27 protein-coding genes are annotated in these 23,736 nt (G+C 73.9%); 22 read left to right on the top strand and 5 right to left on the bottom strand.

Annotation, left to right across the window (positions count from 1 at the left end; all coding sequences use genetic code 11):
• The 14 genes from AB0883_RS28120 to pheT all read left to right on the top strand — a co-directional run bounded on the left by AB0883_RS28120 (window position 1) and on the right by pheT (window position 12,272).
• Window positions 1-681 carry a riboflavin synthase gene (locus AB0883_RS28120; protein ID WP_366644323.1) on the top strand — a complete coding sequence of 227 codons (681 nt, stop codon included), beginning with the start codon at window positions 1-3 and terminating at the stop codon, window positions 679-681.
• Window positions 681-1,379 (top strand): nicotinamide riboside transporter PnuC, encoded by a 699-nt coding sequence (pnuC, locus tag AB0883_RS28115; RefSeq protein WP_366644322.1) that lies wholly within the window; start codon window positions 681-683, stop codon window positions 1,377-1,379. Before AB0883_RS28120 ends, pnuC begins: the two co-directional genes overlap by 1 nt.
• Window positions 1,376-2,641, top strand: a complete 1,266-nt coding sequence (locus AB0883_RS28110; protein ID WP_366644321.1) for a bifunctional 3,4-dihydroxy-2-butanone-4-phosphate synthase/GTP cyclohydrolase II — start codon at window positions 1,376-1,378, stop codon at window positions 2,639-2,641. The genes pnuC and AB0883_RS28110 overlap by 4 nt, the downstream gene beginning before the upstream one ends.
• A gap of 2 nt (window positions 2,642-2,643) precedes the next feature.
• Entirely contained in the window at window positions 2,644-3,141 is a 498-nt protein-coding gene (gene ribH / locus AB0883_RS28105) for a 6,7-dimethyl-8-ribityllumazine synthase (protein ID WP_121395195.1), read from the top strand.
• A gap of 107 nt (window positions 3,142-3,248) precedes the next feature.
• Window positions 3,249-3,512 (top strand): phosphoribosyl-ATP diphosphatase, encoded by a 264-nt coding sequence (locus tag AB0883_RS28100; protein ID WP_088947482.1) that lies wholly within the window; start codon window positions 3,249-3,251, stop codon window positions 3,510-3,512.
• A 45-nt stretch (window positions 3,513-3,557) separates the two neighbouring features.
• Entirely contained in the window at window positions 3,558-4,403 is an 846-nt protein-coding gene (hisG, locus tag AB0883_RS28095) for an ATP phosphoribosyltransferase (protein ID WP_366644320.1), read from the top strand.
• Window positions 4,400-5,440: a DMT family transporter gene (locus tag AB0883_RS28090; RefSeq protein ID WP_366644319.1), complete on the top strand. Its 1,041-nt coding sequence runs from the start codon at window positions 4,400-4,402 to the stop codon at window positions 5,438-5,440. The genes hisG and AB0883_RS28090 overlap by 4 nt, the downstream gene beginning before the upstream one ends.
• Window positions 5,437-5,910: a PH domain-containing protein gene (locus AB0883_RS28085; RefSeq protein WP_366644318.1), complete on the top strand. Its 474-nt coding sequence runs from the start codon at window positions 5,437-5,439 to the stop codon at window positions 5,908-5,910. The genes AB0883_RS28090 and AB0883_RS28085 overlap by 4 nt, the downstream gene beginning before the upstream one ends.
• Before the next feature lie 334 nt (window positions 5,911-6,244).
• The gene (gene infC, locus AB0883_RS28080; RefSeq protein ID WP_089000940.1) at window positions 6,245-6,868 is read left to right on the top strand and encodes a translation initiation factor IF-3; all 624 of its coding nucleotides are present in this window, start codon (window positions 6,245-6,247) and stop codon (window positions 6,866-6,868) included.
• Window positions 6,869-6,887: 19 nt separating this feature from the next.
• Window positions 6,888-7,082: a 50S ribosomal protein L35 gene (gene rpmI, locus AB0883_RS28075; RefSeq protein ID WP_007458415.1), complete on the top strand. Its 195-nt coding sequence runs from the start codon at window positions 6,888-6,890 to the stop codon at window positions 7,080-7,082.
• Window positions 7,083-7,113: 31 nt separating this feature from the next.
• Window positions 7,114-7,506, top strand: a complete 393-nt coding sequence (rplT, locus tag AB0883_RS28070; protein WP_030335718.1) for a 50S ribosomal protein L20 — start codon at window positions 7,114-7,116, stop codon at window positions 7,504-7,506.
• A gap of 32 nt (window positions 7,507-7,538) precedes the next feature.
• Complete coding sequence (locus AB0883_RS28065) at window positions 7,539-8,384, top strand: RNA methyltransferase (RefSeq protein ID WP_366644317.1); 846 nt, start codon at window positions 7,539-7,541, stop codon at window positions 8,382-8,384.
• 213 nt (window positions 8,385-8,597) lie between these two features.
• Window positions 8,598-9,686 (top strand): phenylalanine--tRNA ligase subunit alpha, encoded by a 1,089-nt coding sequence (gene pheS, locus AB0883_RS28060; RefSeq protein ID WP_366644316.1) that lies wholly within the window; start codon window positions 8,598-8,600, stop codon window positions 9,684-9,686.
• A gap of 39 nt (window positions 9,687-9,725) precedes the next feature.
• Window positions 9,726-12,272 (top strand): phenylalanine--tRNA ligase subunit beta, encoded by a 2,547-nt coding sequence (gene pheT / locus AB0883_RS28055; RefSeq protein WP_366644315.1) that lies wholly within the window; start codon window positions 9,726-9,728, stop codon window positions 12,270-12,272.
• A 44-nt stretch (window positions 12,273-12,316) separates the two neighbouring features.
• On the opposite strand, the gene AB0883_RS28050 is transcribed toward pheT, so the two are convergent.
• The 4 genes from AB0883_RS28050 to AB0883_RS28035 all read right to left on the bottom strand — a co-directional run bounded on the left by AB0883_RS28050 (window position 12,317) and on the right by AB0883_RS28035 (window position 14,287).
• Window positions 12,317-12,634, bottom strand: coding sequence for a helix-turn-helix domain-containing protein (locus AB0883_RS28050; RefSeq protein ID WP_366644314.1), 318 nt, complete (start codon window positions 12,632-12,634; stop codon window positions 12,317-12,319).
• The gene (locus tag AB0883_RS28045; RefSeq protein ID WP_366644313.1) at window positions 12,571-12,867 is read right to left on the bottom strand and encodes a cyclic nucleotide-binding domain-containing protein; all 297 of its coding nucleotides are present in this window, start codon (window positions 12,865-12,867) and stop codon (window positions 12,571-12,573) included. The genes AB0883_RS28050 and AB0883_RS28045 overlap by 64 nt, the downstream gene beginning before the upstream one ends.
• Window positions 12,868-13,083: 216 nt before the next feature.
• The gene (locus AB0883_RS28040; protein ID WP_366644312.1) at window positions 13,084-13,503 is read right to left on the bottom strand and encodes a hypothetical protein; all 420 of its coding nucleotides are present in this window, start codon (window positions 13,501-13,503) and stop codon (window positions 13,084-13,086) included.
• Between the two features lie 7 nt (window positions 13,504-13,510).
• Window positions 13,511-14,287, bottom strand: coding sequence for a hypothetical protein (locus tag AB0883_RS28035; protein WP_366644311.1), 777 nt, complete (start codon window positions 14,285-14,287; stop codon window positions 13,511-13,513).
• A gap of 195 nt (window positions 14,288-14,482) precedes the next feature.
• Here AB0883_RS28035 and argC point away from each other — a divergent pair, with 195 nt between their 5' ends.
• The 8 genes from argC to argH all read left to right on the top strand — a co-directional run bounded on the left by argC (window position 14,483) and on the right by argH (window position 23,323).
• The gene (argC, locus tag AB0883_RS28030; protein WP_366644310.1) at window positions 14,483-15,484 is read left to right on the top strand and encodes an N-acetyl-gamma-glutamyl-phosphate reductase; all 1,002 of its coding nucleotides are present in this window, start codon (window positions 14,483-14,485) and stop codon (window positions 15,482-15,484) included.
• A gap of 114 nt (window positions 15,485-15,598) precedes the next feature.
• A complete protein-coding gene (gene argJ, locus AB0883_RS28025) occupies window positions 15,599-16,771 on the top strand; it encodes a bifunctional glutamate N-acetyltransferase/amino-acid acetyltransferase ArgJ (protein ID WP_366644309.1) in 1,173 nt (390 codons plus the stop codon).
• Complete coding sequence (gene argB, locus AB0883_RS28020; RefSeq protein ID WP_366644308.1) at window positions 16,768-17,835, top strand: acetylglutamate kinase; 1,068 nt, start codon at window positions 16,768-16,770, stop codon at window positions 17,833-17,835. The genes argJ and argB overlap by 4 nt, the downstream gene beginning before the upstream one ends.
• Window positions 17,832-19,157, top strand: coding sequence for an acetylornithine transaminase (locus AB0883_RS28015; RefSeq protein ID WP_366644307.1), 1,326 nt, complete (start codon window positions 17,832-17,834; stop codon window positions 19,155-19,157). Before argB ends, AB0883_RS28015 begins: the two co-directional genes overlap by 4 nt.
• Entirely contained in the window at window positions 19,154-20,131 is a 978-nt protein-coding gene (argF, locus tag AB0883_RS28010) for an ornithine carbamoyltransferase (RefSeq protein ID WP_366644306.1), read from the top strand. Before AB0883_RS28015 ends, argF begins: the two co-directional genes overlap by 4 nt.
• A complete protein-coding gene (locus AB0883_RS28005; RefSeq protein WP_366644305.1) occupies window positions 20,128-20,643 on the top strand; it encodes an arginine repressor in 516 nt (171 codons plus the stop codon). Before argF ends, AB0883_RS28005 begins: the two co-directional genes overlap by 4 nt.
• On the top strand, window positions 20,640-21,845 hold the full coding sequence (locus AB0883_RS28000; RefSeq protein WP_366644304.1) for an argininosuccinate synthase: 1,206 nt from the start codon (window positions 20,640-20,642) through the stop codon (window positions 21,843-21,845). The genes AB0883_RS28005 and AB0883_RS28000 overlap by 4 nt, the downstream gene beginning before the upstream one ends.
• Window positions 21,846-21,859: 14 nt before the next feature.
• Entirely contained in the window at window positions 21,860-23,323 is a 1,464-nt protein-coding gene (gene argH / locus AB0883_RS27995) for an argininosuccinate lyase (RefSeq protein WP_366644387.1), read from the top strand.
• A gap of 41 nt (window positions 23,324-23,364) precedes the next feature.
• Here the strand turns inward: argH and AB0883_RS27990 are convergent, their stop codons facing one another.
• On the bottom strand, window positions 23,365-23,721 hold the full coding sequence (locus tag AB0883_RS27990; RefSeq protein WP_121398845.1) for an MmcQ/YjbR family DNA-binding protein: 357 nt from the start codon (window positions 23,719-23,721) through the stop codon (window positions 23,365-23,367).
• Window positions 23,722-23,736: the final 15 nt, after the last annotated feature.

Genomic DNA, 23,736 nt, shown 5'->3' with positions numbered 1-23,736 from the left:
ATGTTCACCGGCATCGTCGAGGAGTTGGGTGAGGTCGTCCGGATCACGGAGACGGCGGGTGACTCGGCGCTGGTCGCGGTCCGCGGCCCGCTGGTCACCTCGGACGCCCGGCACGGCGACTCGATCGCGGTCAACGGCGTCTGCCTGACCGTGGTCGACGTCGAGAACGGGACCTTCACCGCGGACGTGATGGGGGAGACGCTGCGCCGCTCCGCGCTGGGCGCGCTGCGGGCCGGCGACCCGGTCAACCTGGAGCGGGCCGCCGCGCTGAACAGCCGCCTCGGCGGGCACCTCGTGCAGGGGCACGTCGACGGCGTCGGCGAGGTCGTCGCCCGCGAGCCGGCCGCGCAGTGGGAGACCGTCCGGTTCCGGCTGCCCGCCGCCCTGGCCCGGTACGTGGTGGAGAAGGGCTCGATCACCGTCGACGGCGTCTCGCTGACCGTCGCCGAGGTCGGCCCGGACTGGTTCGCGGTCGGCCTGATCCCGACCACGCTGAAGCTGACCACCCTCGGCGCCCGGCGCGTCGGCGACCCGGTCAACCTCGAGGTGGACGTGCTCGCCAAGTACGTCGAGCGGCTGCTCGGCGCCCGACTGGCCGATCCCGCCCTCCCGGACGCCGGCCCGCCCGGCGGGCTGCCGGTCACCCTGCCGGGTGCCGCCGGACCGGGCGGGGTGGCCTGATGGGCCCGCTCGGGTGGTTGCTCGACGCGCAGATCGGCATCGCCGGCTCGCCGGTGCTGGTCCGCGAGATCGTCGGCAACGGCTTCGGGCTGGCGTCGGCGGTGTTCGGCCTGCGCCGGCTGGTCTGGGCCTGGCCCGTCGGCATGATCGGCAACGCGTTGCTGTTCACCGTCTTCCTGGGCGGTGTCTTCGCCACCCCGCAGGCGCACGACCTCTACGGGCAGGCCGGCCGGCAGGTCTTCTTCTTCTCGGTCAGCGTCTACGGCTGGTGGCGCTGGTCGCAGCACCGCCGCCGGGGCGTCGACGGCGACCGGACGGCGGTGGCGCCCCGCTGGGCCACCGGCCGGGAACGGCTCGGCCTGCTGCTCGCGGCCGTGATCGGCACCGCCGCGGCGTACCCGCTGCTCGCCGCACTCGGCTCCTGGGGGCCACTGCCGGACGCCTGGATCCTCACCGGCAGCCTGCTCGCCACCTACGGCATGGCCCGCGGCTGGGTGGACTTCTGGCTCATCTGGATCGCGGTCGACGCGGTCGGCGTGCCGCTGCTGCTGCGCGGCGGGTTCTACCCGTCGGCCGCCATGTACCTCGTCTACGGCGCCTTCTGCGCCTGGGGCCTGGTCGCCTGGTGGCGCACCTCGCGGGCCGCCCGCCCGGCGCCCGCGCCGATCCCGTCGACCTACTCGGAGGCCGTGGCATGACCACCTTTGGCAGCATCGAGCAGGCGGTGGCGGACGTCGCCGCCGGCCGGCCCGTCGTCGTGGTCGACGACGCCGACCGGGAGAACGAGGGCGACCTGATCTTCGCCGCCGAGCTGGCGACGCCGGAGCTGCTCGCCTTCATGGTGCGCCACACGTCCGGCTACATCTGCGCGCCGCTGACCGAGAGCGAGTGCGACCGGCTGGACCTGCCGCCGCAGCACCACACCAACCAGGACCGGCGCGGCACCGCCTACACGGTGACCGTGGACGCCCGGGAGGGCGTCAGCACCGGCATCTCCGCCGCCGACCGGGCGCACACCATCCGGCTGCTCGCCGACCCCGGCACCGGCCCGGCCGACCTGGCCCGCCCCGGGCACGTGGTGCCGCTGCGGGCCCGCGAGGGCGGCGTGCTGCGCCGGCCCGGCCACACCGAGGCCGCGGTCGACCTGACCCGGCTGGCCGGGCTGCGTCCCGCCGGCGTGCTCTGCGAGCTGGTCAACGACGACGGCACCATGATGCGGGTGCCGGACCTGGAGAAGTTCTGCGCCGAGCACTCCCTGACCCTGATCACCATCGCCGACCTGGTCGCGTACCGGCGGCGGACCGAGAAGCAGGTCGAACGGGTCGCCGACGCCCGGATGCCCACCCGGCACGGCGTGTTCCGCGCCCTGGGCTACCGCAGCGAGCACGACTCGGCCGAGCACGTCGCCCTGGTCACGGGTGAGATCGGCGACGGGCGCGACGTGCTGGTGCGGGTGCACTCCGAGTGCCTCACCGGGGACGTGTTCGGCTCGGTGCGCTGCGACTGCGGCCCGCAGCTCGACGCCGCCCTGGACCGGGTCGCCCGGGAGGGCCGGGGCGTGGTGCTCTACGTACGCGGCCACGAGGGGCGCGGCATCGGGCTGCTGCACAAGCTCCAGGCGTACCAGCTTCAGGACCAGGGCCGCGACACGGTCGACGCAAACCTCGACCTGGGCCTGCCGGCCGACGCCCGCGACTACGGCACCGGCGCGCAGATCCTCTACGACATCGGGGTGCGCTCGATGCGGCTGCTCACCAACAACCCGGCCAAGCGCGCCGGCCTGGAGGGCTACGGGCTGACCGTCACCGGCCGCGAGGGGCTGCCGGTGCGCCCGCACCCGGAGAACGTGCGCTACCTGCGCACCAAGCGGGACCGGATGGGGCACCTGCTGGACGAGCTGGACGAGGTGACCGAGGCCCCGATGGGCCGCCCGGTCCTCGGCGACGAGATCGGAGCGTAGGCATGGCGGGTTTCGGTGAACCGGGCGTGACGGCGGTGGACGCCGCCGGGATGACCGTCGGCGTGGTCGCCGCGCGCTGGCACGGCGAGCTGACCGACCACATGCTCGACCGGGCGGTGGCGGCGGCCGAGGCGTGCGGCGCGCGGGCGGTCACCGCGCGGGTGGCCGGCTCGGTCGAGCTGCCCGTGGTGGCCCAGGCCCTCGCGCGGCGCTGCGACGTCGTGGTCGCGCTCGGCGTGGTGGTCCGGGGCGCCACCGCCCACTTCGACTACGTCTGCCGCTCCGTCACCGACGGGCTGACCCGGGTGGCGCTGGACGAGGGCAAGCCCGTCGCGCACGGCGTCCTCACCGTCGACACCCTCGCGCAGGCCCGCGACCGGGCCGGGCTGCCCGGCTCGGCGGAGGACAAGGGCTGGGCGGCGACCGTCGCCGCCCTCGACGCCGCCCTGGCCATCCGCGCCCTCGCCAGCAACGGCCACCGGGTCGGCTTCGGCGGCTGACCCCTCCCCGGCGCGGGGACGCACCCGTCGTGCGGGGCGTTCCCGGTCGGTGAGCGGGGCCTGACCCGGCACGTCGGGGCCGTCGGGGCGGCTGGAAGAATCGCGGCGTGAAGACGTTCGAGGAGTTGTTCGCCGAGCTGCAGGCCAAGGCCGCCGCGGGCACCCCCGGCTCGGGCACGGTCGCCGCGCTCGAGAAGGGCGTGCACTTCATCGGCAAGAAGGTCGTCGAGGAGGCGGCCGAGTCGTGGATGGCCGCCGAGCACGAGGGGCCGGAACGCACCGCCGAGGAGATCTCCCAGCTGCTCTACCAGGTCCAGGTGCTGATGCTGGCCAGCGGTCTCGACCTGAAGGACGTCTACCGACATCTGTGAGTGCGCCCCGTCGTTGATCAGTTTCGATCGAAGGAGCACTCCGTCATGCTGCGTGTCGCCATTCCGAACAAGGGCACCCTGGCCGAGCCGGCCGCCCAGATGCTGCGCGAGGCGGGCTACCGCCAGCGCACCGACCCGAAGGACCTGGTCTGCCGGGACGAGGCCAACGACGTCGAATTCTTCTACCTGCGCCCGAAGGACATCGCCACCTACGTCGGCTCCGGCGACCTGGACCTGGGCATCACCGGCCGGGACCTGTTGATCGACTCCGGCGCCCCCGCCGAGGAGGTCGTCGACCTCGCCTTCGGCCGGGCCACCTTCCGCTTCGCCGCCCGCCCCGACGACATCGCCTCGGTGCAGGAGCTGGGCGGGCACCGGATCGCCACCGCGTACCCGGGGCTCGTGCAGCGGCACCTCGCGGAGCTCGGGCTCAAGGCCGAGGTGATCCGCCTCGACGGCGCGGTGGAGAACGCCGTCCGGCTCGGCGTCGCCGACGTGGTCGCCGACGTGGTGGAGACGGGCGCCACGCTGCGCCAGGCCGGCCTGGTGGTCTTCGGCGAGCCGCTGCTGCGCTCGTCGGCGGTGCTGGTCCGCCGTGCCGACGCCCCGACCCACCCGCAGGCCGCGCAGCTGCTGCGCCGGCTGCACGGGGTGCTGGTCGCCCGCCGCTACGTGATGCTCGCCTACGACGTGCCGGCCGGCCTGCTGGACCGGGCCAGCTCGCTGACCCCGGGCATCGAGTCGCCGACCGTCTCCCCGCTGCACCGCGAGGGCTGGGTGGCGGTGCAGGCGATGGTGCTCCGCGACGACGTGCACCGGATCATGGACGAGCTGTACGAGCTCGGCGCGCGCGCGATCCTGGTCACCAACATCCACGCCTGCCGGCTGTGAGACGCCCGGCCACGCCGGGGACGGTGCCGGGGCGCCCGCCCGCGGCGTCGGGCCTGCCGCCGTGGGCGGCGCTGACCCTGGTCACCCTCGCCGGCGTCGCCTCGGCGGCCCAGGGCGCGATCAACGCCGAGCTCGGCGAGCGGGCCGGCAACGCGACCCTGGGGGCGGTGGTCAACAACCTCGGCGGGGCGCTGCTGGTCGGCCTCGGGGTCCTGGCGTTGCCGTCGGCGCGCACCGGCCTGGCCGCGCTGCGCCGGGCAGGGCTGCCCTGGTGGGCGTACCTGGGCGGGCTCGGCGGCGCGGGCATCGTGCTGGCCGGCGCGTACATCGTGCCGGTGCTCGGGGTGGCGATCTTCACCATCGCCCAGGTCGCCGGGGGCAGCCTCGGCGGGCTGGCCGTCGACCGGGCCGGGCTGGCACCGGTGGGGCGGCTGGCGCTCACCCGGCCACGGGTGGCCGGCGCGCTGCTCGGCGTGGCCGCCGTGACGCTGGCCCAGCTCGGTCAGCCCGTCGGCGACCTCGCCCTCGGCCTGGTCCTGCTCGCCGTGGCCGGCGGGCTGGCCGTCGCGCTCCAGTCCGCGCTGAACGCGCGGGTCTCCGCCGCCAGTTCGGCCGCCGCCGGGATGGTGGTCAACTTCGCCACGGCCACGCCCGTCGTGCTGCTGGTCGCGGTGCTGGCCGGCGCCCTCACCGGGCCGGGCCCGACCTGGCCGGACGACTGGTACCTCTACACCGGCGGCCTGCTCGGCGTCGTCATCGTGGCCGCCCTGCTGGCCGGCGTCCCGGCGGTCGGCGTGCTGCGCACCGGGCTCGCCCTGGTCGCCGGCCAGTTGGGCGGCGCCCTGCTGCTGGACGCGCTGCTGCCGGGCGGCCCCGGCCTGCGGCTGCCGGTGCTCGCCGGGGCGCTGCTCACCCTGGCGGCCGCCCTGGTCGCCGGCCGGGGGCGCGGCCGCCGAGGTCTCGGGAAGGCCGTCCCGCCTGCGGAACGTGTGGCGGCGCCGGAACGGCCCGCATCGGGTGGCAGACTGGTGGGGTGAGCGAAATCGAGTCCGTCCACCTCCGCCCGCGCCGCATCCGAGTGGTCTGCTGGGCCTCCGCGGCCGTGCTGTTCGTGGTGTTCAGCCTGCTGGCGACCTCGCTGAGCGGCGCGACGGGCAACGGCTACGGCAGCTTCCAGCGCGGCGACCAGATCGCGATGGTCGGGCTCGGCGTCCTCGGCGCGCTCGCCGTCCTGATCTTCACCCGTCCCCGGGTGGACGCGAACGCGTCGGGGGTGCGCGTGCGCAACGTCGTCGGCTCGTACGAGCTGCCGTGGGAGGTCGTCCGGGGGGTCCGCTTCGACCGGGGCGCGCCCTGGGCCAGCCTGGAGCTGCACGACGACGACCTGCTGCCGATGGTCGCCCTGCAGGCCGCCGACAAGGAGCGGGCCGTCGAGGGGGTCCGTGCCCTGCGCCGGCTGCACCAGGCGCACCAGGCTCGGCTCACCGAGGGCGCCACCGGCCGCTGACCCGGGTGCCCGGTTGGAAGGGTGTCCGGGCGAGGGTGTAGTGTTACGAAGTCGACCAGGCTGTCTTCGTGTGCGCATCGCGCCCACGCGTGCGGCCTTGAAAGAGGAGCGCCTGCTCCCACCCGAGTCGCCACCACGGTGGCCGGGTCCGGTCACCGGTTCCGGGCACGTCCCGGCACCGGATGCGCGATCATGTGATCGTGCCGACCGGTCGAGCGGGCCCTGGCATGCGCCGGGGCCTTCTGCTTTCCAGGTCGGCTCCCACCCGGGAGCCGCGAGGGTCGGCCACGTAGAGATTCCGACTCGAGGAGGCCCCATCAGCGTCGAACCACGCGTGAACGAGCAGATCCGGGCACGTGAGGTCCGACTGGTCGGCCCCGAGGGCGAGCAGGTGGGCATCGTCCCGCTGGAGCGCGCCCTTCAGCTGGCCGCGGACGTCGACCTGGACCTGGTCGAGGTTGCGCCGATGGCGCGCCCGCCGGTGTGCAAGCTCATGGACTTCGGCAAGTTCAAGTACGAGAGCGCACTGAAGGCGCGCGAAGCGCGGCGTAACCAGCAGCAGACCGTCATCAAGGAGATGAAGCTCCGGCCGAAGATCGACCCGCACGACTACGAGACCAAGAAGGGTCACGTGGTGCGGTTCCTCAAGGCGGGCGACAAGGTCAAGGTGACGATCATGTTCCGCGGTCGCGAGCAGAGCCGTCCGGAGCTGGGTTACCGGCTCCTGCGCCGGCTCGAGTCGGAGATCTCGGAGCTGGGGTACGTCGAGGCCGCTCCGAAGCAGGACGGTCGAAACATGATCATGGTGCTCGCGCCGCACCGCGCCACCAAGGCCGCCGCGGTCGCCGCCACGGCCACCCGGGGCGGGCCCAGGGAGCGGGACGCCGAGGGCGCCCCGGCCGGCGAGCCCGCAGCGGCCGGTGACACCGGCACCGTCGCCGACAACAGCGGCGAGTAACAGGGGAGAGACGTTCCACATGCCGAAGATGAAGAGCCACACGGGGATGGGCAAGCGGGTCAAGGTGACCGGCAAGGGCAAGATCGTTGCCCAGCAGGCCGGCCTCCGGCACAACCTGGAGAAGAAGCCCTCCACCCAGACCCGTCGGCTGACCGGCACCGTGGTGCTGGCCAAGGCCGATGTCAAGCGCATCAAGAAGCTGCTCGGCCGCTGACGCGCGCCACCTTACGTAATTAGGAGTTGAGATGGCACGCGTCAAGCGGGCTGTGAACGCCCAGAAGAAGCGTCGTACCCTGCTGGAGACCGCGAGCGGCTACCGCGGTCAGCGCTCCCGCCTCTACCGCAAGGCCAAGGAGCAGGTGCTGCACTCGATGCAGTACGCCTACCGGGACCGTCGCGACCGCAAGGGCGACTTCCGGCAGCTGTGGATCCAGCGGATCAACGCGGGCGCCCGCGCGAACGGGATGACCTACAACCGCCTGATCCAGGGCCTGCGCCTGGCCGGCATCGAGGTCGACCGCAAGATCCTGGCCGACCTGGCCGTCAACGACGCCGCCGCCTTCGCGGCGATCGTCGAGCTGGCCCGGGCCGCGGTCGCGGCCGAGGGCACCGGCGGCGCGGCGGCCCAGGCCGCCTGATCCCCGCGCACCAGCAGATCGAGGCGTCTCCCATGCAGTCACCATCGCGCGGGAGACGCCTCGACGCTGTCTCCGGCCCCTTCACCCCGCGTACCCCCAGGGTGGTCGCCGCCCGCCGGTTGCAGCGCCGCCGGGACCGCGAGGCGGCCGGCCGTTTCCTGGCCGAGGGGCCGCAGGCGGTCCGCGAGGCCCTGGCCCGCCCGGGGGTGGTCACCGAACTCTTCGGTACGCCCGCCGCCCTGGACCGGCACGCCGACCTGGCCGCCGTCGCGGCCCGCGCCGACGTGCCCGTCTCCGAGGTGACCGACGAGGCGCTCGCCGCGCTGGCCGAGACGGTCGCCCCGCAGGGCCTCGTCGCCGTCTGCCGCCACCTCGACGTGCCGCTGGAGCGGGCCCTGGCCGACGGGCCCCGCCTGGTGGCCGTGCTCGCCGAGATCCGCGACCCGGGCAACGCCGGCACCGTGCTGCGCACCGCCGACGCCGCGGGCGCCGGTGCGGTGGTCTTCGCCGGCGAGGCCGTCGACCCGTACAACGGCAAGTGCGTGCGGGCCTCGGCCGGCAGCCTCTTCCACGTCGACGTGGTCCGCGCGCCCGACCCGGTGGACGTCGTCGCGGCGCTGCGCGCCGCCGGGCTCACCGTCCTCGCCACCACCGGCTACGGCGAGGACGACCTCGACGACCTCGCCGACGACGGGCGGCTCGCCGCCCCCACCGCCTGGATCTTCGGCTCGGAGGCGCACGGCCTGCCCGAGGCGCTCACCGTCGCCGCCGACGCCCGGGTCCGGGTGCCCCTGCACGGGCGTGCCGAGAGCCTGAACCTGGCTGCGGCCGCCGCCGTCTGCCTGTACGCTTCGGCGAGAGCACAGCGGCGGCCGTGACCCGGCCGCCCGAGGCACAGACCGCAGGGGAGAGCGTCCGCCCATGAACGCGCCACGGCGTTCGTTTAGCCAGCCCGCCGGTGTCGGCGGGCGGCGGGCCTGACCTGCTCTCCGCACAACTCCCACCGGCGGGCTGCGGCACAGCCGCGCGTCCGTAGACTCGCTTCGCCGCCCGTGAGGGCTGGCGCCGCCGTGAGGGAGTGCCCGTACGCCATGAGCTACCGCAACGATCCGTACGACCCGAAGCAGGTCGCCCTGCTCGACCCGGCCGCCCTGGCCGAGGCCGTCGCCGCCGCCGAGAAGGCGTTCGCCGAGGCCGGTGACCCGGACGCGCTGACCGCGCTGCGCCCGGCGCACCTCGGCGACCGGTCCCCGGTCTCGCTGGCCCGCCGCGAGATCGGCGCGCTGCCGCCGGCCGCGAAGTCCGACGCCGGCAAGCGGGTCAACGAGGCCCGCCGCGCCATCGACGCCGCGTACGCGGCCCGCCAGGAGGTCCTGGACCGGGAGCAGGCGCAACGGGTGCTGGTGGAGGAGCGCGTCGACGTGACGCTGCCCCACGACCGGCGGCCCCGGGGCGCCCGGCACCCGATCAGCACCCTGATGGAGCAGATCAGCGACCTGTTCGTCGGCATGGGCTACGAGGTGGCCGAGGGGCCCGAGGTCGAGCTGGAGTGGACCAACTTCGACGCCCTGAACATCCCCGCCGACCACCCGGCGCGCGGCCTGATGGACACCTTCCACGTCGCCCCCGCCGACGGCTCCGCCGAGGCGGCGGGCTCCGGGCTCGTCCTGCGTACCCACACCTCGCCGGTGCAGGCGCGTACCATGCTGACCCGCACGCCGCCGATCTACGTGATCGTGCCGGGCCGGGTCTACCGCACCGACGAGCTGGACGCCACCCACGCGCCGGTCTTCCACCAGGTGGAGGGCCTCGTCGTCGACCGGGGCATCACCATGGCGCACCTGCGCGGCACCCTGGACCACTTCGCCCGGGCGATGTTCGGCGAGGGCGCGAAGACCCGCTTCCGGCCGCACTACTTCCCGTTCACCGAGCCGTCCGCCGAGTTCGACGTCTGGTTCCCGGAGCACCGCGACGGCCCGCGCTGGGTCGAGTGGGGCGGTTGCGGCATGGTCAACCCGCGGGTGCTGCGCGCCTGCGGCATCGACCCCGAGGTCTACTCCGGATTCGCGTTCGGCATGGGGATCGACCGGACGGTGATGTTCCGGCACGGGGTCAGCGACATGCGGGACATGGCCGAGGGCGACGTGCGGTTCACCCGCGCGTTCGGGGCCGGAGCGTAGGCGATGCGGGTACGAGTTACGGAGACGGTGGTCTGAGTCATGCGAGTTTCTGTCAGTTGGCTGCGGGAGTACGTCGACCTCCCCGCCGACCTGCCCGCCGGCGACCTGGAGCAGGCCCTGGTCGGCCTCGGCATCGAGGTCGAGTCCGTGGTGGACCTGCGGGAGACCGTCACCGGTGCGCTGGTCGTCGGTGAGGTCCGCGAGATCGAGGAGCTGACCGGCTTCAAGAAGCCGATCCGGTTCTGCCGCGTCGACGTCGGCGACGCCAACGGCACCGGCGAGCCGCAGGAGATCGTCTGCGGGGCGCGCAACTTCGCCCCCGGCGACCGGGTCGTGGTGATCCTGCCCGGCGGCGTGCTGCCCGGCGGCTTCGCCATCGGCGCGCGCAAGACGTACGGGCGCAACTCCAACGGCATGATCTGCTCCGCGCGGGAGCTGGGCCTGGGCGACGACCACGACGGCATCATCGTGCTGCCGGGGGACACCCCGGCCAAGCCGGGCGACGACGCACGGCCCGTCGTCGGCCTCGACGACGTCGTGGTCGAGGTGGAGATCACCCCCGACCGGGGGTACGCGATGAGCGTCCGTGGCCTGGCCCGGGAGCTGTCGCACGCCCTCGGCGTGCCGTTCCGCGACCCGGGCCTGGCGCCCGCGCCCGGCGGCACCGACACGCCGGCGTACCCGGTCGAGGTGCGCGACACCGTCGGCTGCGACCGGTTCGCCGCCCGCCTCGTACGCGGCGTCGACCCGACGGCTCCGACCCCGGACTGGATGCAGCGGCGGCTCACCGTCGCCGGCATCCGCAGCATCTCGCTGCCGGTCGACATCACCAACTACGTGATGCTCGAACTGGGTCAGCCGATGCACGCCTTCGACGCCGACCGGATCGCCGGGCCGCTGGTGGTGCGCCGGGCCGAGGCGGGGGAGAAGCTGACCACGCTCGACGGGGTCAGCCGCACCCTCGCGCCCGAGGACATGGTGATCTGCGACGACACCGGACCGATCTCGCTGGCCGCCGTGATGGGGGGCGAGACCAGCGAGGTCGTCGCCGGGACCACGGACGTGCTCTTCGAGGCCGCCCACTGGGACCCCGTCATGGTCGGGCGCACCGCCCGCCGGCACAAGCTGTTCAGCGAGGCGGCGAAGCGGTGGGAGCGGGGCGTCGACCCGGCCCTGCCGCTGGTGGCCGTCGCGCGGGCGGTCCGGCTGCTCACCGAGCACGCTGGCGGCGCGGCCGGTGACGAGATCCTCGACATCGACCACGTCCGGCCGCGTACCCCGGTCGTCCTGCCGGCCGACCTGCCGACCCGGCGGATCGGCGTGAGCTACCCGCCGGCGCGGGTGGCCGCCCTGCTGGAGCAGGTCGGCTGCGCGGTCGCCCGGGGCGCCGACCGGCTGGTCGAGGACCCGGGCGAGGTCGGCGTGGCCGCCGGCACCGGCGGCGCGCTCAGCGTCACCCCGCCGACCTGGCGCCCCGACCTGACCGACCCGGCCGACCTGGTCGAGGAGGTGGTCCGCCTCGACGGCTACGACCGGGTGCCGTCCGTGCTGCCGACCGCGCCGCCCGGCCGCGGCCTGACCTGGCAGCAGCGTCGCCGCCGGGCCGTGGCCCGGTCGCTCGCCGAGCGCGGGTACGTGGAGGTGCTGGCGCACCCGTTCGTCGCCCCCGGGCTGGCCGACCAGCTCGGCCTGCCCGCCGACGACCCGCGTCGGCGCGCGGTACGGCTGGCCAACCCGCTGTCGGAGGAGGAGCCGCTGCTGCGCACCACGCTGCTCGGCCCGCTGCTCGGCATCGTGAAGCGCAACCTCGGCCGGGGCCAGCGCGACCTCGCCCTCTACGAGATCGGCGCGGTGTTCCACCCGCGTCCCGACGCCGGCCGCCCGCCGGCGATGGGCGTGGACCGGCGACCCACCGACGAGGAGTTCGCCGCCGCCGACGCGGTGGTGCCCGACCAGCCCCGGCACGTCGCCGTCGTCCTGACCGGCGACGTCGAGCCGGCCGGCTGGTGGGGCGCGGGCCGCCCGGCCGGCTGGGCCGACGCCGTGGAGGCCGGCCGGGACGTGCTGGCCGCCGCCGACGTCCCGGCGGACCGGGTCGAGGTCCGGGCCGCCGAGCACGCCCCCTGGCATCCCGGCCGCTGCGCCGAGCTGCTGGTCGACGGCACGGTGGTCGGGCACGCCGGCGAGCTGCACCCGGCGGTCGTGGCGGCGCTGGAGCTGCCCCGGCGCACCAGCGCCATGGAACTCGACCTGGACGCGCTGCCGGCGGCCCCGGTGGCGTCCGCGCCGGTCGTCTCGGGCTTCCCGCCGGCGCTGATCGACGTGGCGCTGGTCGTCGACTCCTCGGTGCCCGCGGCGCAGGTGCAGCAGGCCCTCGTCGAGGGCGCCGGCGGGCTGCTGGAGGGGGTGCGCCTGTTCGACGTGTACGCCTCCGAGCAGATCGGGGCGGGGCGCAGGTCGCTGGCGTACAAGCTCACCTTCCGGGCCCCGGACCGGACGCTGACCGTGGAGGAGGCGGTGGCCGCCCGGGACGCGGCGGTCGCCCGCGCCGCGGAACGCTTCGGCGCCACACTGCGCGGCGCCTGATCGACGACGAAGGCCCTCCCGCCGGACGCGGGAGGGCCTTCCCGTCAGCCCACCTCGGCGGACAGGTCCCCCAGCGTCCGCAGGGTGGGCAGGTCGCGGACGGTGATCCGGCGGTAGCCGGTGTCGACCAAGCCGTCGGTGCGCAGCTCGCGGAGTGCCTTCTGGGTGGAGGTCTCGGCGGCGCCGCAGATGCTGGCGAGCTCGGGCTGGGTGAGCCGGACGTCGATGACGACGCCGTCGCGGCCCTGCCGGCCGTGGGTACGGCAGAGTTCGGCGACGACCCGGGCGACCCTGATCATCACCGGGTACGAGGTGAAGTCGATGCGTCGCCGGTTGGACCAGCGCAGCCGGTCGGACACCATCGCCGCCAGCTCCAGCGCGGCGTCGGGGTGCTCCTTGAGGAACGTCTTGAACCGGCTGGGCTGGATGACCCGGTAATCGCCGGCCCACAGGTGGTGACGCTCGCCGAGCGGGGCCGGTCGTTGAGCGCCGACACCTCGCCGACGAGGTCACCACCGACGCGTAGGGCGAGCAGTGCGGCCCGCCCGTCGGGGAGGCTCACCGTGACCTTCGTCAGCCCCTCTTCGAGCAGCACCAGATGCGACTCCCGGACGCCCTCGTGGATGAGGATCTGCCCGGGGGCACCCGCCGGCGGGCGCCCAGCTCCAGCAGGGCGCTGCGGACCGGAGGACCGAGCCGTTGCAGGAATGTGCCGTACGGCCGTTCGGCCTCGGACCTCACTTGCGTGCGTGGCATCGGCGTCTGGTTGGACGCGAGCGCTGCGGGGGAAGGGACGAGGAGGTCGGCGGGGCTAGGTTCGACAACCGTGTGCTTCCATGATGTTCAGGTGTTCCACGTCGCGGGGACGGCTGAGCCTCTTCTTGGTAGCGATCACGACGGACAGCTGAACAAAACGAACTCCGTCGATTATGTCGGCCTCGTCGATCAGTTTGTTCACGGACCACACCTCCGGAAACCAGCCGTCAAGCACCTCCAGTTGGCCGCCGAACAGTTTGAGCCGTTGGACGTCGGAGTAGGGGGCTGGCGTTGCCTCGCCGTGTTGGCGGGCGATGCGCCAGGCGGGGCCTCGAGCCACTACGTCGATGTCGCCTGGATCGGAGATCCACCCTCGGGCGAACAGCGGGCCGCTCCCCGCGACTGCGAAGTGCTGCCGAGGAAGGCGGAGTGACAGGAGTTTCTGCATGTAGGGGTGTTTCAGGAGTGCGGTCATCACTGTCCTAAAGTGCCGGCAGGCCCAAGGCGATGCGGACCACTATCCCAGCGCCGACGGCAACAAGCAGGCTTGTGAGCGTGCCCACGATGACGTACTGACCGAATCCGGTGTTCTTGCCCTGGTGCTCGCGAATTTCGGGTATACGTACGAGCGACTTGGCGGTGATCGCCAACGCGGCGGCCTCGGGCTGCCCTGCGGCGATGAAGACGAACACGAGGGCTCGTTCGATCCAGCCGAGTCGGGTGCCCAGGTGTAGCAGCCCAACCGCCCGGTCCTCCTCTGGAAGTGCCTGGAAGTAGGGCCGTACAACCCGCGCGACGATGAGGTTGCCAACGAAGACGGCGAGGAGAAGCCCCGAGAGGAGCACGCCGAAGCTGTCCTCGATCCACAGGTGGGTGAGGACATCCAAGGTGCGGGAGCCGTAGAACGCCACGAAGGCGCCAGCCAGGATGGCCGCCAGCAACACGATGTTCTTGGTGCTCTGGAGAGACTGTCGCCAGTGCCCTGCTGCCGAGCGACGGTGAGTGTGTCCGCCCGCCCGCCCTGTGACGATGGTCCACCTGCCGGCTTGCCCGGCTGGCGCTGACCGGAGGCTTGCAGTCAGCGCGACAGCGACCCAGAGCAGGATCGCCTTCCAGCCGTGCAGTACCGGAAAGATCGCATAGGCGGCGTACAGCACGGTGAATGCGTAGGAGGCCGCTGTGTGAGTACGGAGAAGCGCGACGCTCGACGGCAGAAGGCCGGCGACCAGGAGGCCGAGTATCAGACGCGCCAGCTCCATCGTTTGCCCCGTTCGCCTAGCCGACCGAATGTGGCCGCGACGGTACCGAGAGCAAGCAAGCATCGGTGGTGTCTTTGCGCGGACGTTCTGACGTGGCCATCCTCGCCCTTACATTCTCATGCAGTGAGTCGTATGAACTTGCAGCGGGGAGTCTGCGTTTGCTAGCCTCTCCTGCATAGTCATGCGGAGGTGGGGATGGGTATCCGAGTCGCGGTCGCCGGGGCGAGCGGCTACGCAGGCGGCGAGCTGATCCGCCTGGTCGCCGGGCATCCGGAGTTCGACCTTGCCGCCGCCACCGCGCACAGCCAGGCGGGGCACCGGCTCGACGTCGTACACCCGCAGCTCGCCGGCCTGGACATGGTCCTCGGCGAGACGGACGCGGCGACGCTGGCAGACGCGGACCTGGTCTTCCTGGCCCTGCCGCACGGTCAGTCGGCTGGCCTGGCCGCCCAGCTCCCGCCCGAGGTGCGCGTGGTCGACCTGGGCGCGGACCACCGCCTCGCCGACCCGTACGCCTGGGCCAACTACTACGGCGGCACGCACGCCGGGCCGTGGACCTACGGCCTGCCCGAGCTGCCCGGCCAGCGGGAGCTGATCGCCGGCGCCATCCGGGTCGCCAACACGGGCTGCTACGCCGCCGCGATCATCCTGGCCCTCGCCCCACTGATCGCCGCCGGCGCCGCCTCCCCGGCCGACGTGGTGGTCGTCGCGGCCTCCGGCACCTCCGGCGCCGGCAAGGCGGCCAAGCCGCACCTGCTCGGCAGCGAGGTGATGGGGGACCTGTCGCCCTACCGCGTGGGCACCCACCAGCACGTCCCGGAGATCAAGCAGGCCACGGGCGCGACCGGCCTGTCGCTGACGCCGGTGCTCGCGCCGATGCCCCGGGGCATCCTCGCCACGGTGACCGCCGTGCCGGCCGGGGGCGTCGACCCGCGGGCGGTGCTCGCCGAGGCGTACGCGGACTCGCCCTTCGTGCACGTCCTGCCGGAGGGGGCCTGGCCGCACACCGCCGCCACCCTCGGCTCCAACTCCTGCCATTTGCAGGCCACGGTCGACGTCGACTCCCGCCGGATGATCGTGCTGAGCGCGCTGGACAACCTCGGCAAGGGCGCCGCCGGCCAGGCCGTGCAGAACGCCAACCTCATGTGCGGCCTGCCGGAGACGACGGGCCTGTCCGTCTGGGGCGTGGCGCCGTGAGCGTGAGGAGTGCGGCGCGGCGGAGCCCCGCAGTCGCGAACGAAGGAGTAACGCCGTGAGCGCGAGGAGTGCGGCGCAGCGGAGCCCCGCAGTCGCGAACGAAGGAGTAACGCCGTGAGTGTCACGACCCCGCGGGGGTTCCGGGCGGCCGGGGTGGCTGCCGGGCTCAAGACCAGCGGCGCGAGCGACGTCGCGCTGGTCGTCAACGACGGCCCGGACGCCGGTGTCGCCGGAGTGTTCACCGCCAACCGGGTCAAGGCCGCGCCGGTGCTCTGGACCCAGCAGGTGGTACGCGGCGGCGTCGCCCGCGCCGTGGTGCTCAACTCCGGCGGCGCCAACGCCTGCACGGGCCCGGCCGGCTTCCAGGACACCCACGCCACGGCCGAGCACACCGCCGCCGCGCTCACCGGGGCCAGTGCACGACTCATGCTGGGCGCCGCCGACGTGGCGGTCTGCTCGACGGGGCTGATCGGCGAGCGGCTGCCGATGCAGAAGCTGCTCCCCGGCGTACGCTCGGCGATCCGCCGGCTGTCGCGCGACGGCGGCGCGGCGGCCGCCGAGGCCATCATGACCACGGACACCCGGCCCAAGACCGCGGTGGCCCGGGGCAGCGGCTGGACCGTCGGCGGCATGGCGAAGGGCGCCGGCATGCTCGCCCCGGCGATGGCCACCATGCTCTGCGTGCTGACCACGGACGCGGTGGCCGGGCCCGAGGCACTCGACGCCGCCCTGCGGGAGGCGTGCCGGGTCACCTTCGACCGGATCGACTCCGACGGCTGCATGTCGACCAACGACACGGTGCTGCTGCTGGCCAGCGGCGCGAGCGGCATCGCCCCGACCCAGGCCGAACTGACGGCCGCGGTCACCGCCGCCGCCCACGACCTGGCCCAGCAGCTCATCGCCGACGCCGAGGGCGCCACCAAGCAGATCGCCATCGACGTGGTCGGCGCGGCGAGCGAGGACGACGCGGTCGAGGTGGGGCGGTCGGTGGCCCGCAACAACCTGGTCAAGACCGCGCTGTTCGGCAACGACCCGAACTGGGGACGGATCCTCGCCGCCGTCGGCACCACCGCCGCCGCGTTCGAGCCCGACGCGGTCGACGTCGCCGTCAACGGCGTCTGGGTGTGCCGCTCCGGCGCAGCCGCCGAGGACCGGTCGAAGGTTGACCTGACCGGCCGGGACGTCACCATCCGGATCGACCTGCACGCCGGCGCCGCCGAGGCCACGATCTGGACCAACGACCTGTCCCACGCGTACGTGCACGAGAACTCGGCCTACTCGACATGAACCTCTCCACCGACCTCACCCGCGCCCAGGTCAAGGCGGCCACGCTGATCGAGGCGCTGCCCTGGCTGGCCCGCTTCTCCGGCTCGACCGTCGTGGTCAAGTACGGCGGCAACGCCATGGTCGACCCCGGGCTCCAGCGCGCCTTCGCCGCCGACATGGTCTTCCTGCGCTACGCCGGTCTCCGGCCGGTCGTGGTGCACGGGGGCGGCCCGCAGATCTCCGCCATGCTCGGCCGGCTGGGCATCGCCAGCGAGTTCCGGGGCGGCCTGCGGGTGACCACGCCGGAGGCGATGGACGTGGTCCGGATGGTCCTGGTCGGCCAGGTCGGCCGGGAACTGGTCGGCCTGATCAACGCCCACGGCCCGTTCGCGGTGGGCCTCTCCGGCGAGGACGCCGGGCTGTTCACGGCCGTGCGGCGGCCCGCGTACGTGGACGGGGAACCGGTCGACGTCGGGCAGGTCGGCGACGTGGAGTCGGTCGACGTCTCGGCGGTCACCGACCTGATCGGGGCCGGCCGCATTCCGGTGATCTCCACCGTGGCGCCCGACGCCGACGGGGTGCTGCACAACCTGAACGCCGACACCGCCGCCGCCGCGCTGGCCGTCGCCCTCGACGCCCGCAAGCTGGTCGTCCTCACCGACGTGCCGGGTCTCTACGCCGACTGGCCCGACACCGACAGCCTGATCAGCGAGATCACCGTCGACGAGTTGGCGGCGCTGCTGCCGTCGCTGTCCAGCGGCATGGTCCCCAAGATGGAGGCGTGCCTGCGGGCGGTGCGGCAGGGCGTGCCGGCCGCGCACGTCGTCGACGGCCGGGTCGCCCACTCCACGCTGCTGGAGGTCTTCACCTCGGAAGGATTCGGAACCATGGTCGTGAGCGCGAGGAGTGCGGGAGCGGAGCGACCAAGCCCCGCAGTCGTGAACGAAGAGGGTGTCGTGAGCGCGAGGAGTGCGGGAGCGGAGCGACCAAGCCCCGCAGTCGCGAACGAAGAGGACACCGTCAGCGCGCGGAGCGGGTCCGTCAGCCCCGCGGCCGCCAGCCAGGAAGGCACGATCGCCGGATGAGCACGCTCGTCGAGCGCTGGGCACAGTCCATGATGGACAACTACGGCACGCCGCCGCTCGCCCTCGTGGCCGGCTCCGGCGCCGTCGTGGTCGACGACGCCGGCCGGGAGTACGTCGACCTCGTCGGCGGCATCGCGGTCAACGCCCTCGGCCACGCCCACCCGGCCGTGGTGGCGGCCGTGTCGAAGCAGGTCGCCACCCTGGGGCACGTCTCGAACCTGTACGTCGCCGAGCCGCCGGTGGCCCTCGCCGAGCTGCTGCTGGCCCTGGCCGGACGGCCGGGGCGGGTCTTCTTCGCCAACTCGGGCGCGGAGGCCAACGAGGCGGCGTTCAAGCTCTCCCGGCTCACCGGCCGCTCGCACGTGGTCGCCACCCGGGGCGGCTTCCACGGCCGGACGATGGGCGCGCTCGCCCTCACCGGCCAGCCGGCCAAGGCCGACCCGTTCCGCCCGCTGCCCGGCGAGGTGACCCACGTCGACTACGGCGACGTGGCGGCCCTGGAGGCGGCGGTCACCGACACCACCGCGATGGTGATCCTGGAACCGGTGCAGGGGGAGAACGGCGTGGTGGTCCCACCGGCCGGCTACCTGGCCGCCGCGCGCCGGATCACCGCCCGGCACGGCGCGCTGCTGGTGCTCGACGAGGTGCAGACCGGTGTCGGGCGTACCGGGCACTGGTTCGCGCACCAGGCCGAGGGGATAGAGCCCGACGTGGTCACCCTGGCCAAGGGGCTCGGCGGCGGGCTGCCCATCGGCGCCTGCCTGGCCTTCGGCCGCGCCGCCGAGCTGCTGGCTCCCGGCTCGCACGGCACCACCTTCGGCGGCAACCCGGTGAGTTGCGCCGCCGCCCTCGCGGTGGTGTCGACCATCGCCAGCGAGGGGCTGCTCGACCACGTCAAGCGGGTCGGCGAGCGGCTGCGCCGGGGGATCGAGGCGCTGGGCCACCCGCTGGTCGACGGCGTACGCGGCGCGGGCCTGCTGCTCGGTGTGGTGCTCGCCGCGCCCGTCGCGAAGGTGCTCGCCGAGGCGCTGCGGGAGGCCGGCTTCCTGGTCAACCCGGTGCAGCCCGGCGTGGTACGGCTCGCCCCGCCGCTGATCCTCACCGCCGCCCAGGCCGACGACTTCCTGGCCGCCCTCCCCGCCGCCCTCGACGCGGCCTCCCCGGCCGCCGCCGGCTCCGGTTCCGGCTCCGCGCCGGATCTTGGTGGGAAACGGCCCCTGGAAGGGCCGGAATCTACCAAGATCTCGACGCCGCCCACCGCACCCGCCGCGTCCGCGCCGTCCACCGTGGCGATGCCGAGCACGACGGAGGCGGGGGCGTGATCCGGCACTTCCTGCGGGACGACGACCTGAGCCCCGCCGAACAGTCGGCCGTGCTCGACCTCGCGGCGCGGATGAAGGCCGACCGGTTCGGTCACCGGCCGCTGGCCGGGCCCCGGTCGGTGGCGGTGCTGTTCGACAAGCAGAGCCTGCGTACGCGGTTCTCCTTCGACGTCGGCATCGCCGAGCTGGGTGGGCACCCCCTCGTGGTGGACACCCAGGTCACCCACTTCGGGCGGGGCGAGACCCTGGCCGACGCCGGCCGGGTGCTGTCCCGCTACGTCGCGGCGATCGTGCTGCGTACCCACGGCGACGACCGGATCGCCGAGGTGGCCGACGGCGCCAGCGTGCCGGTGGTCAACGCGCTCACCGACGGCTTCCATCCCTGCCAGCTCCTGGCCGACCTGCTCACCGTCCGCGAGCACTGCGGCGGCACCGCCGGGCGGACGCTGGCCTACGTCGGCGACGCGGCGAACAACCTCGCCCACTCGTACCTGCTCGCCGGGGCGACCGCCGGCATGCACGTCCGGGTCGCCGGGCCGGCCGGCTTCGGCCCCGACCCGGAGGTGGTCGCCCGGGCCGCGAAGATCGCCGCCGGCACCGGGGGTTCGGTGCAGGCGCTGACCGACCCGGTGGCGGCGGTGGCCGGTGCCGACGTGGTCGCCACGGACACCTGGACCTCGATGGGGCAGGAGGACGACGGGCTGGACCGGATCACCCCGTTCCTGCCGTACCAGGTCAACGCCGCGCTGCTCGCCCACGCCGCGGCCGACGCCGTCGTGCTGCACTGCCTGCCCGCGCACCGGGGCGAGGAGATCACCGACGAGGTGCTCGACGGCCCGCAGAGCGTCGTGTTCGACCAGGCGGAGAATCGGCTGCACGCCCAGAAGGCGCTGCTGACGTTCCTCCTCGGGGCCGCGCCCGCCGCCCCGGACGCGGCGGCGCCGGGCCTCGCCGCGACCAGGGAGAAAACATGACCGCCCCGCTGACCCGCGCCGCCCGGCACGCCCGCATCGTCGAGCTGATCCGCGACAAGGCGATCCACTCGCAGACCGAGCTGGCCGACCTGCTCTCCGGCGACGGGATCCAGGTCACCCAGGCGACCCTCTCCCGGGACCTGAAGGAACTGGGCGCGGTCACCGCGCGCGGCGGCGACGGACGGGCCGTCTACCACATCCCCGAGGACGGCCACCGGCCGCTGCGCGACGCCGAGGCCGCGCCGGCCCGGCTGGTCCGGCTGCTGCGCGAGCTGCTCAACGGGGTCGACGCCAGCGGCAACATCGCCGTACTGCGCACCCCGCCGGGCGCAGCCCAGTACCTGGCCAGCGCGTTGGACCGGGCGGGCCTGCCCGAGATCGTCGGCACCATCGCCGGCGACGACACCATCCTCGTCGTGGCCCGCGAGGCCGTCGGCGGGGCCGCGCTCGGCGACAAGCTCGCCGGCTGGGCCCGCCGCGAAGAGAACGTCGAAGGGAACACCACGCCATGACCGAGCGGGTCGTACTCGCCTACTCCGGAGGGCTCGACACCTCCGTCGCCATCCCGTACCTGGCCGACCGGACCGGCGCCGAGGTGATCGCGGTGGCGGTCGACGTCGGGCAGGGCGGCGAGGACCTCGACGCGATCCGGCGGCGCGCCCTGGACTGCGGTGCAGTGGAGTCGGAGGTGGTCGACGCGCGCGACGAGTTCGCCGCCGAGTACTGCCTGCCGGCCGTGCGCGCCAACGCGCTCTACATGGACCGCTACCCGCTGGTCTCCGCGCTGTCCCGGCCGCTGATCGTCAAGCACCTGGTGGCCGCGGCCCGCAGGCACGGCGGCACCATCGTGTCGCACGGCTGCACCGGCAAGGGCAACGACCAGGTCCGCTTCGAGGCCGGCCTCGGCGCGCTCGCCCCCGACCTCAGGATCGTCGCGCCGGCCCGGGACTACGCCTGGACCCGGGACAAGGCGATCGCCTTCGCCGAGGAGAAGGGGCTGCCGATCGACGTGTCGGCGAAGTCCCCGTACTCCATCGACCAGAACCTGTGGGGCCGCGCCGTGGAGACGGGCTTCCTGGAGGACATCTGGAACGGCCCGGTCGAGGACCTCTACTCGTACACCTCCGACCCGACGCAGGAGCGCGACGCCGACGAGGTCGTGATCACCTTCGACGCCGGCGTCCCGGTGGCGATCGACGGCGAGACCGTCACCCCGTACCAGGCGATCCTGGAGCTCAACCGGCGCGCCGGCGCCCAGGGCGTCGGCCGGCTCGACATGGTCGAGGACCGCCTCGTCGGCATCAAGAGCCGTGAGGTGTACGAGGCGCCCGGCGCGATCGCGCTGATCACCGCCCACCAGGAGCTGGAGGCGGTGACCGTGGAGCGCGACCTGGCCCGGTTCAAGCGCGGCGTCGACCAGCGCTGGGGCGAGCTGGTCTACGACGGCCTCTGGTTCTCGCCGCTGAAGCGCTCGCTGGACGCGTTCATCGACGACGCGCAGCGGCACGTCACCGGCGAGGTGCGGCTGACCCTGCACGGCGGCCGGGCCACCGTCACCGGGCGCCGCTCCGAGGCCAGCCTCTACGACTTCGGCATGGCCACCTACGACACGGGGGACACCTTCGACCAGTCCCTGGCGAAGGGCTTCGTGCAGCTCTGGGGCCTGCCCAGCAAGATGGCCGCCGCGCGGGACGCCCGGCTGGGAGGCTGCTGACCATGGGCACCACAATGGGCGGCGTGGACGACAAGAGCCTGACCGAGAACAGTGCCGCCACCAACCGCACGAGCCTCTGGGGCGGCCGCTTCGCCGGTGGCCCCGCCGAGGCCCTGGCCCGACTGTCGGTGAGCGTGCAGTTCGACTGGCGGCTGGCCCCGTACGACATCGCGGCGTCCCGGGCGCACGCCCGGGTGCTCGCCGGGGCCGGCCTGCTCGACCCGGAGGAACTGGGCCGGATCCTCGCCGCCCTCGACGACCTGGAGGCCGCCTGCGCCTCCGGGCAGTTCCGTCCCACGGTCGACGACGAGGACGTGCACACCGCCCTGGAGCGCGGCCTGCTGGAGCGGCTCGGCAGCCTCGGCGGCAAGCTGCGCGCCGGCCGGTCCCGCAACGACCAGGTCGCCACCGACCTGCGGCTCTACCTGCGCGACCACGCCCGGGGCGTGGCCGGTCGGCTGGTCGAGCTGGCCGAGGCACTGGTCGAGCAGGCCGAGCGGCACGTGGAGACCGCCGCGCCCGGCATGACGCACCTGCAGCACGCCCAGCCCGTCACGTTCGGGCACTGGCTGCTGGCGCACGTGCAGCCGCTGCTGCGCGACCTGGAGCGGCTGAGCGACTGGGACCACCGCACGGCGGTCAGTCCGCTCGGCGCGGGCGCGCTCGCCGGCTCCGGCCTGCCGCTGGACCCGGTGGCCGTCTCCAAGGAGTTGGGCTTCCGCACGTCCTTCGCCAACTCGATGGACGCGGTCGCCGACCGGGACTTCGTCGCCGAGTTCCTGTTCGTCACCGCGATGATCGGGGTGCACCTGTCCCGCCTCGGCGAGGAGGTGGTGCTCTGGACCTCGCAGGAGTTCGGCTGGGTGGAGCTGGACGACGCGTTCGCCACCGGTTCGTCGATCATGCCGCAGAAGAAGAACGCGGACATTGCCGAGCTGGCCCGGGGCAAGTCCGGCCGGCTCGTCGGCGGGCTGATGAGCGTGCTCACCATGCTCAAGGGCCTGCCGATGAGCTACGACCGGGACATGCAGGAGGACAAGGAGCCGGCCTTCGACGCGGTCGACACCCTGGAGCTGCTGCTGCCGGCGCTCGCCGGGATGATCTCCACGATGACCGTACGCGCCGACCGCCTCGTCGCCGCCGCGCCGGTCGGTTTCTCCCTCGCCACCGAGGTCGCGGACTGGCTGGTGCGCCGCAACGTGCCGTTCCGCGACGCGCACGAGATCACCGGGAAGCTGGTGGCGCTCTGCGTGGCCCGTGACTGCGCCCTCGACGAGGTCAGCGACGACGACCTCGCGGCGGTCAGCGAGCACCTCGACCCGTCGGTGCGCGACGTGCTCTCGGTCCGCTCGGCGCTCGCCGCCCGGATCACGCCGGGCTCGACCGGTCCGGGGCCGGTGGCCGACCAGCTCGCCACCGCCGCCGACAAGCTCGCCGGCTGGCGGGAGTGGGCCGCCGAGCGGGTCGTGCCCCGCTGAGTCGCCGACCCCCGCGCGGCGCCACCGGCGTCGCGCGGGGGTCAGCCCGCCGGGCGCTCCCGCTTGGGCAGCTTCGCCACCACCGCGTCGTACGACCCGTCGACCGCCTCGATCAGCTCCTCCTCGTCGATCCCGCCGGCCAGGCGCAGCGTGTTCCAGCCGGCGCGCCCGATGTACGGCGACGGCCGCGCGTCGCCCGGGTGCCGGTGCAGCCACTCGTCGGCCACCTCCCGGCTCGGGCCGCACTTCACCCCGACGGTCGGCTCGTCGCCGCCGGCGGAGCCGAGGAAGGCGAAGATCCGGCTGCCGACCTTCACCACCTCGTCGCCCTCCCACGGCTGGTCCAGCCAGGCCCCCGGCTTGCCCAGGCAGTACGCCAGCATCTCCTCGCGCGTCATCGCGTCCTCCTCGAC

Origin of the sequence: Micromonospora sp. NPDC047812 (assembly GCF_040704175.1) — a bacterium.
Taxonomy (GTDB): Bacteria; Actinomycetota; Actinomycetes; order Mycobacteriales; family Micromonosporaceae; genus Micromonospora.
Note: the sequence above shows the minus strand (reverse complement) of the source record. Positions and strands in the feature narration are given on the sequence as shown.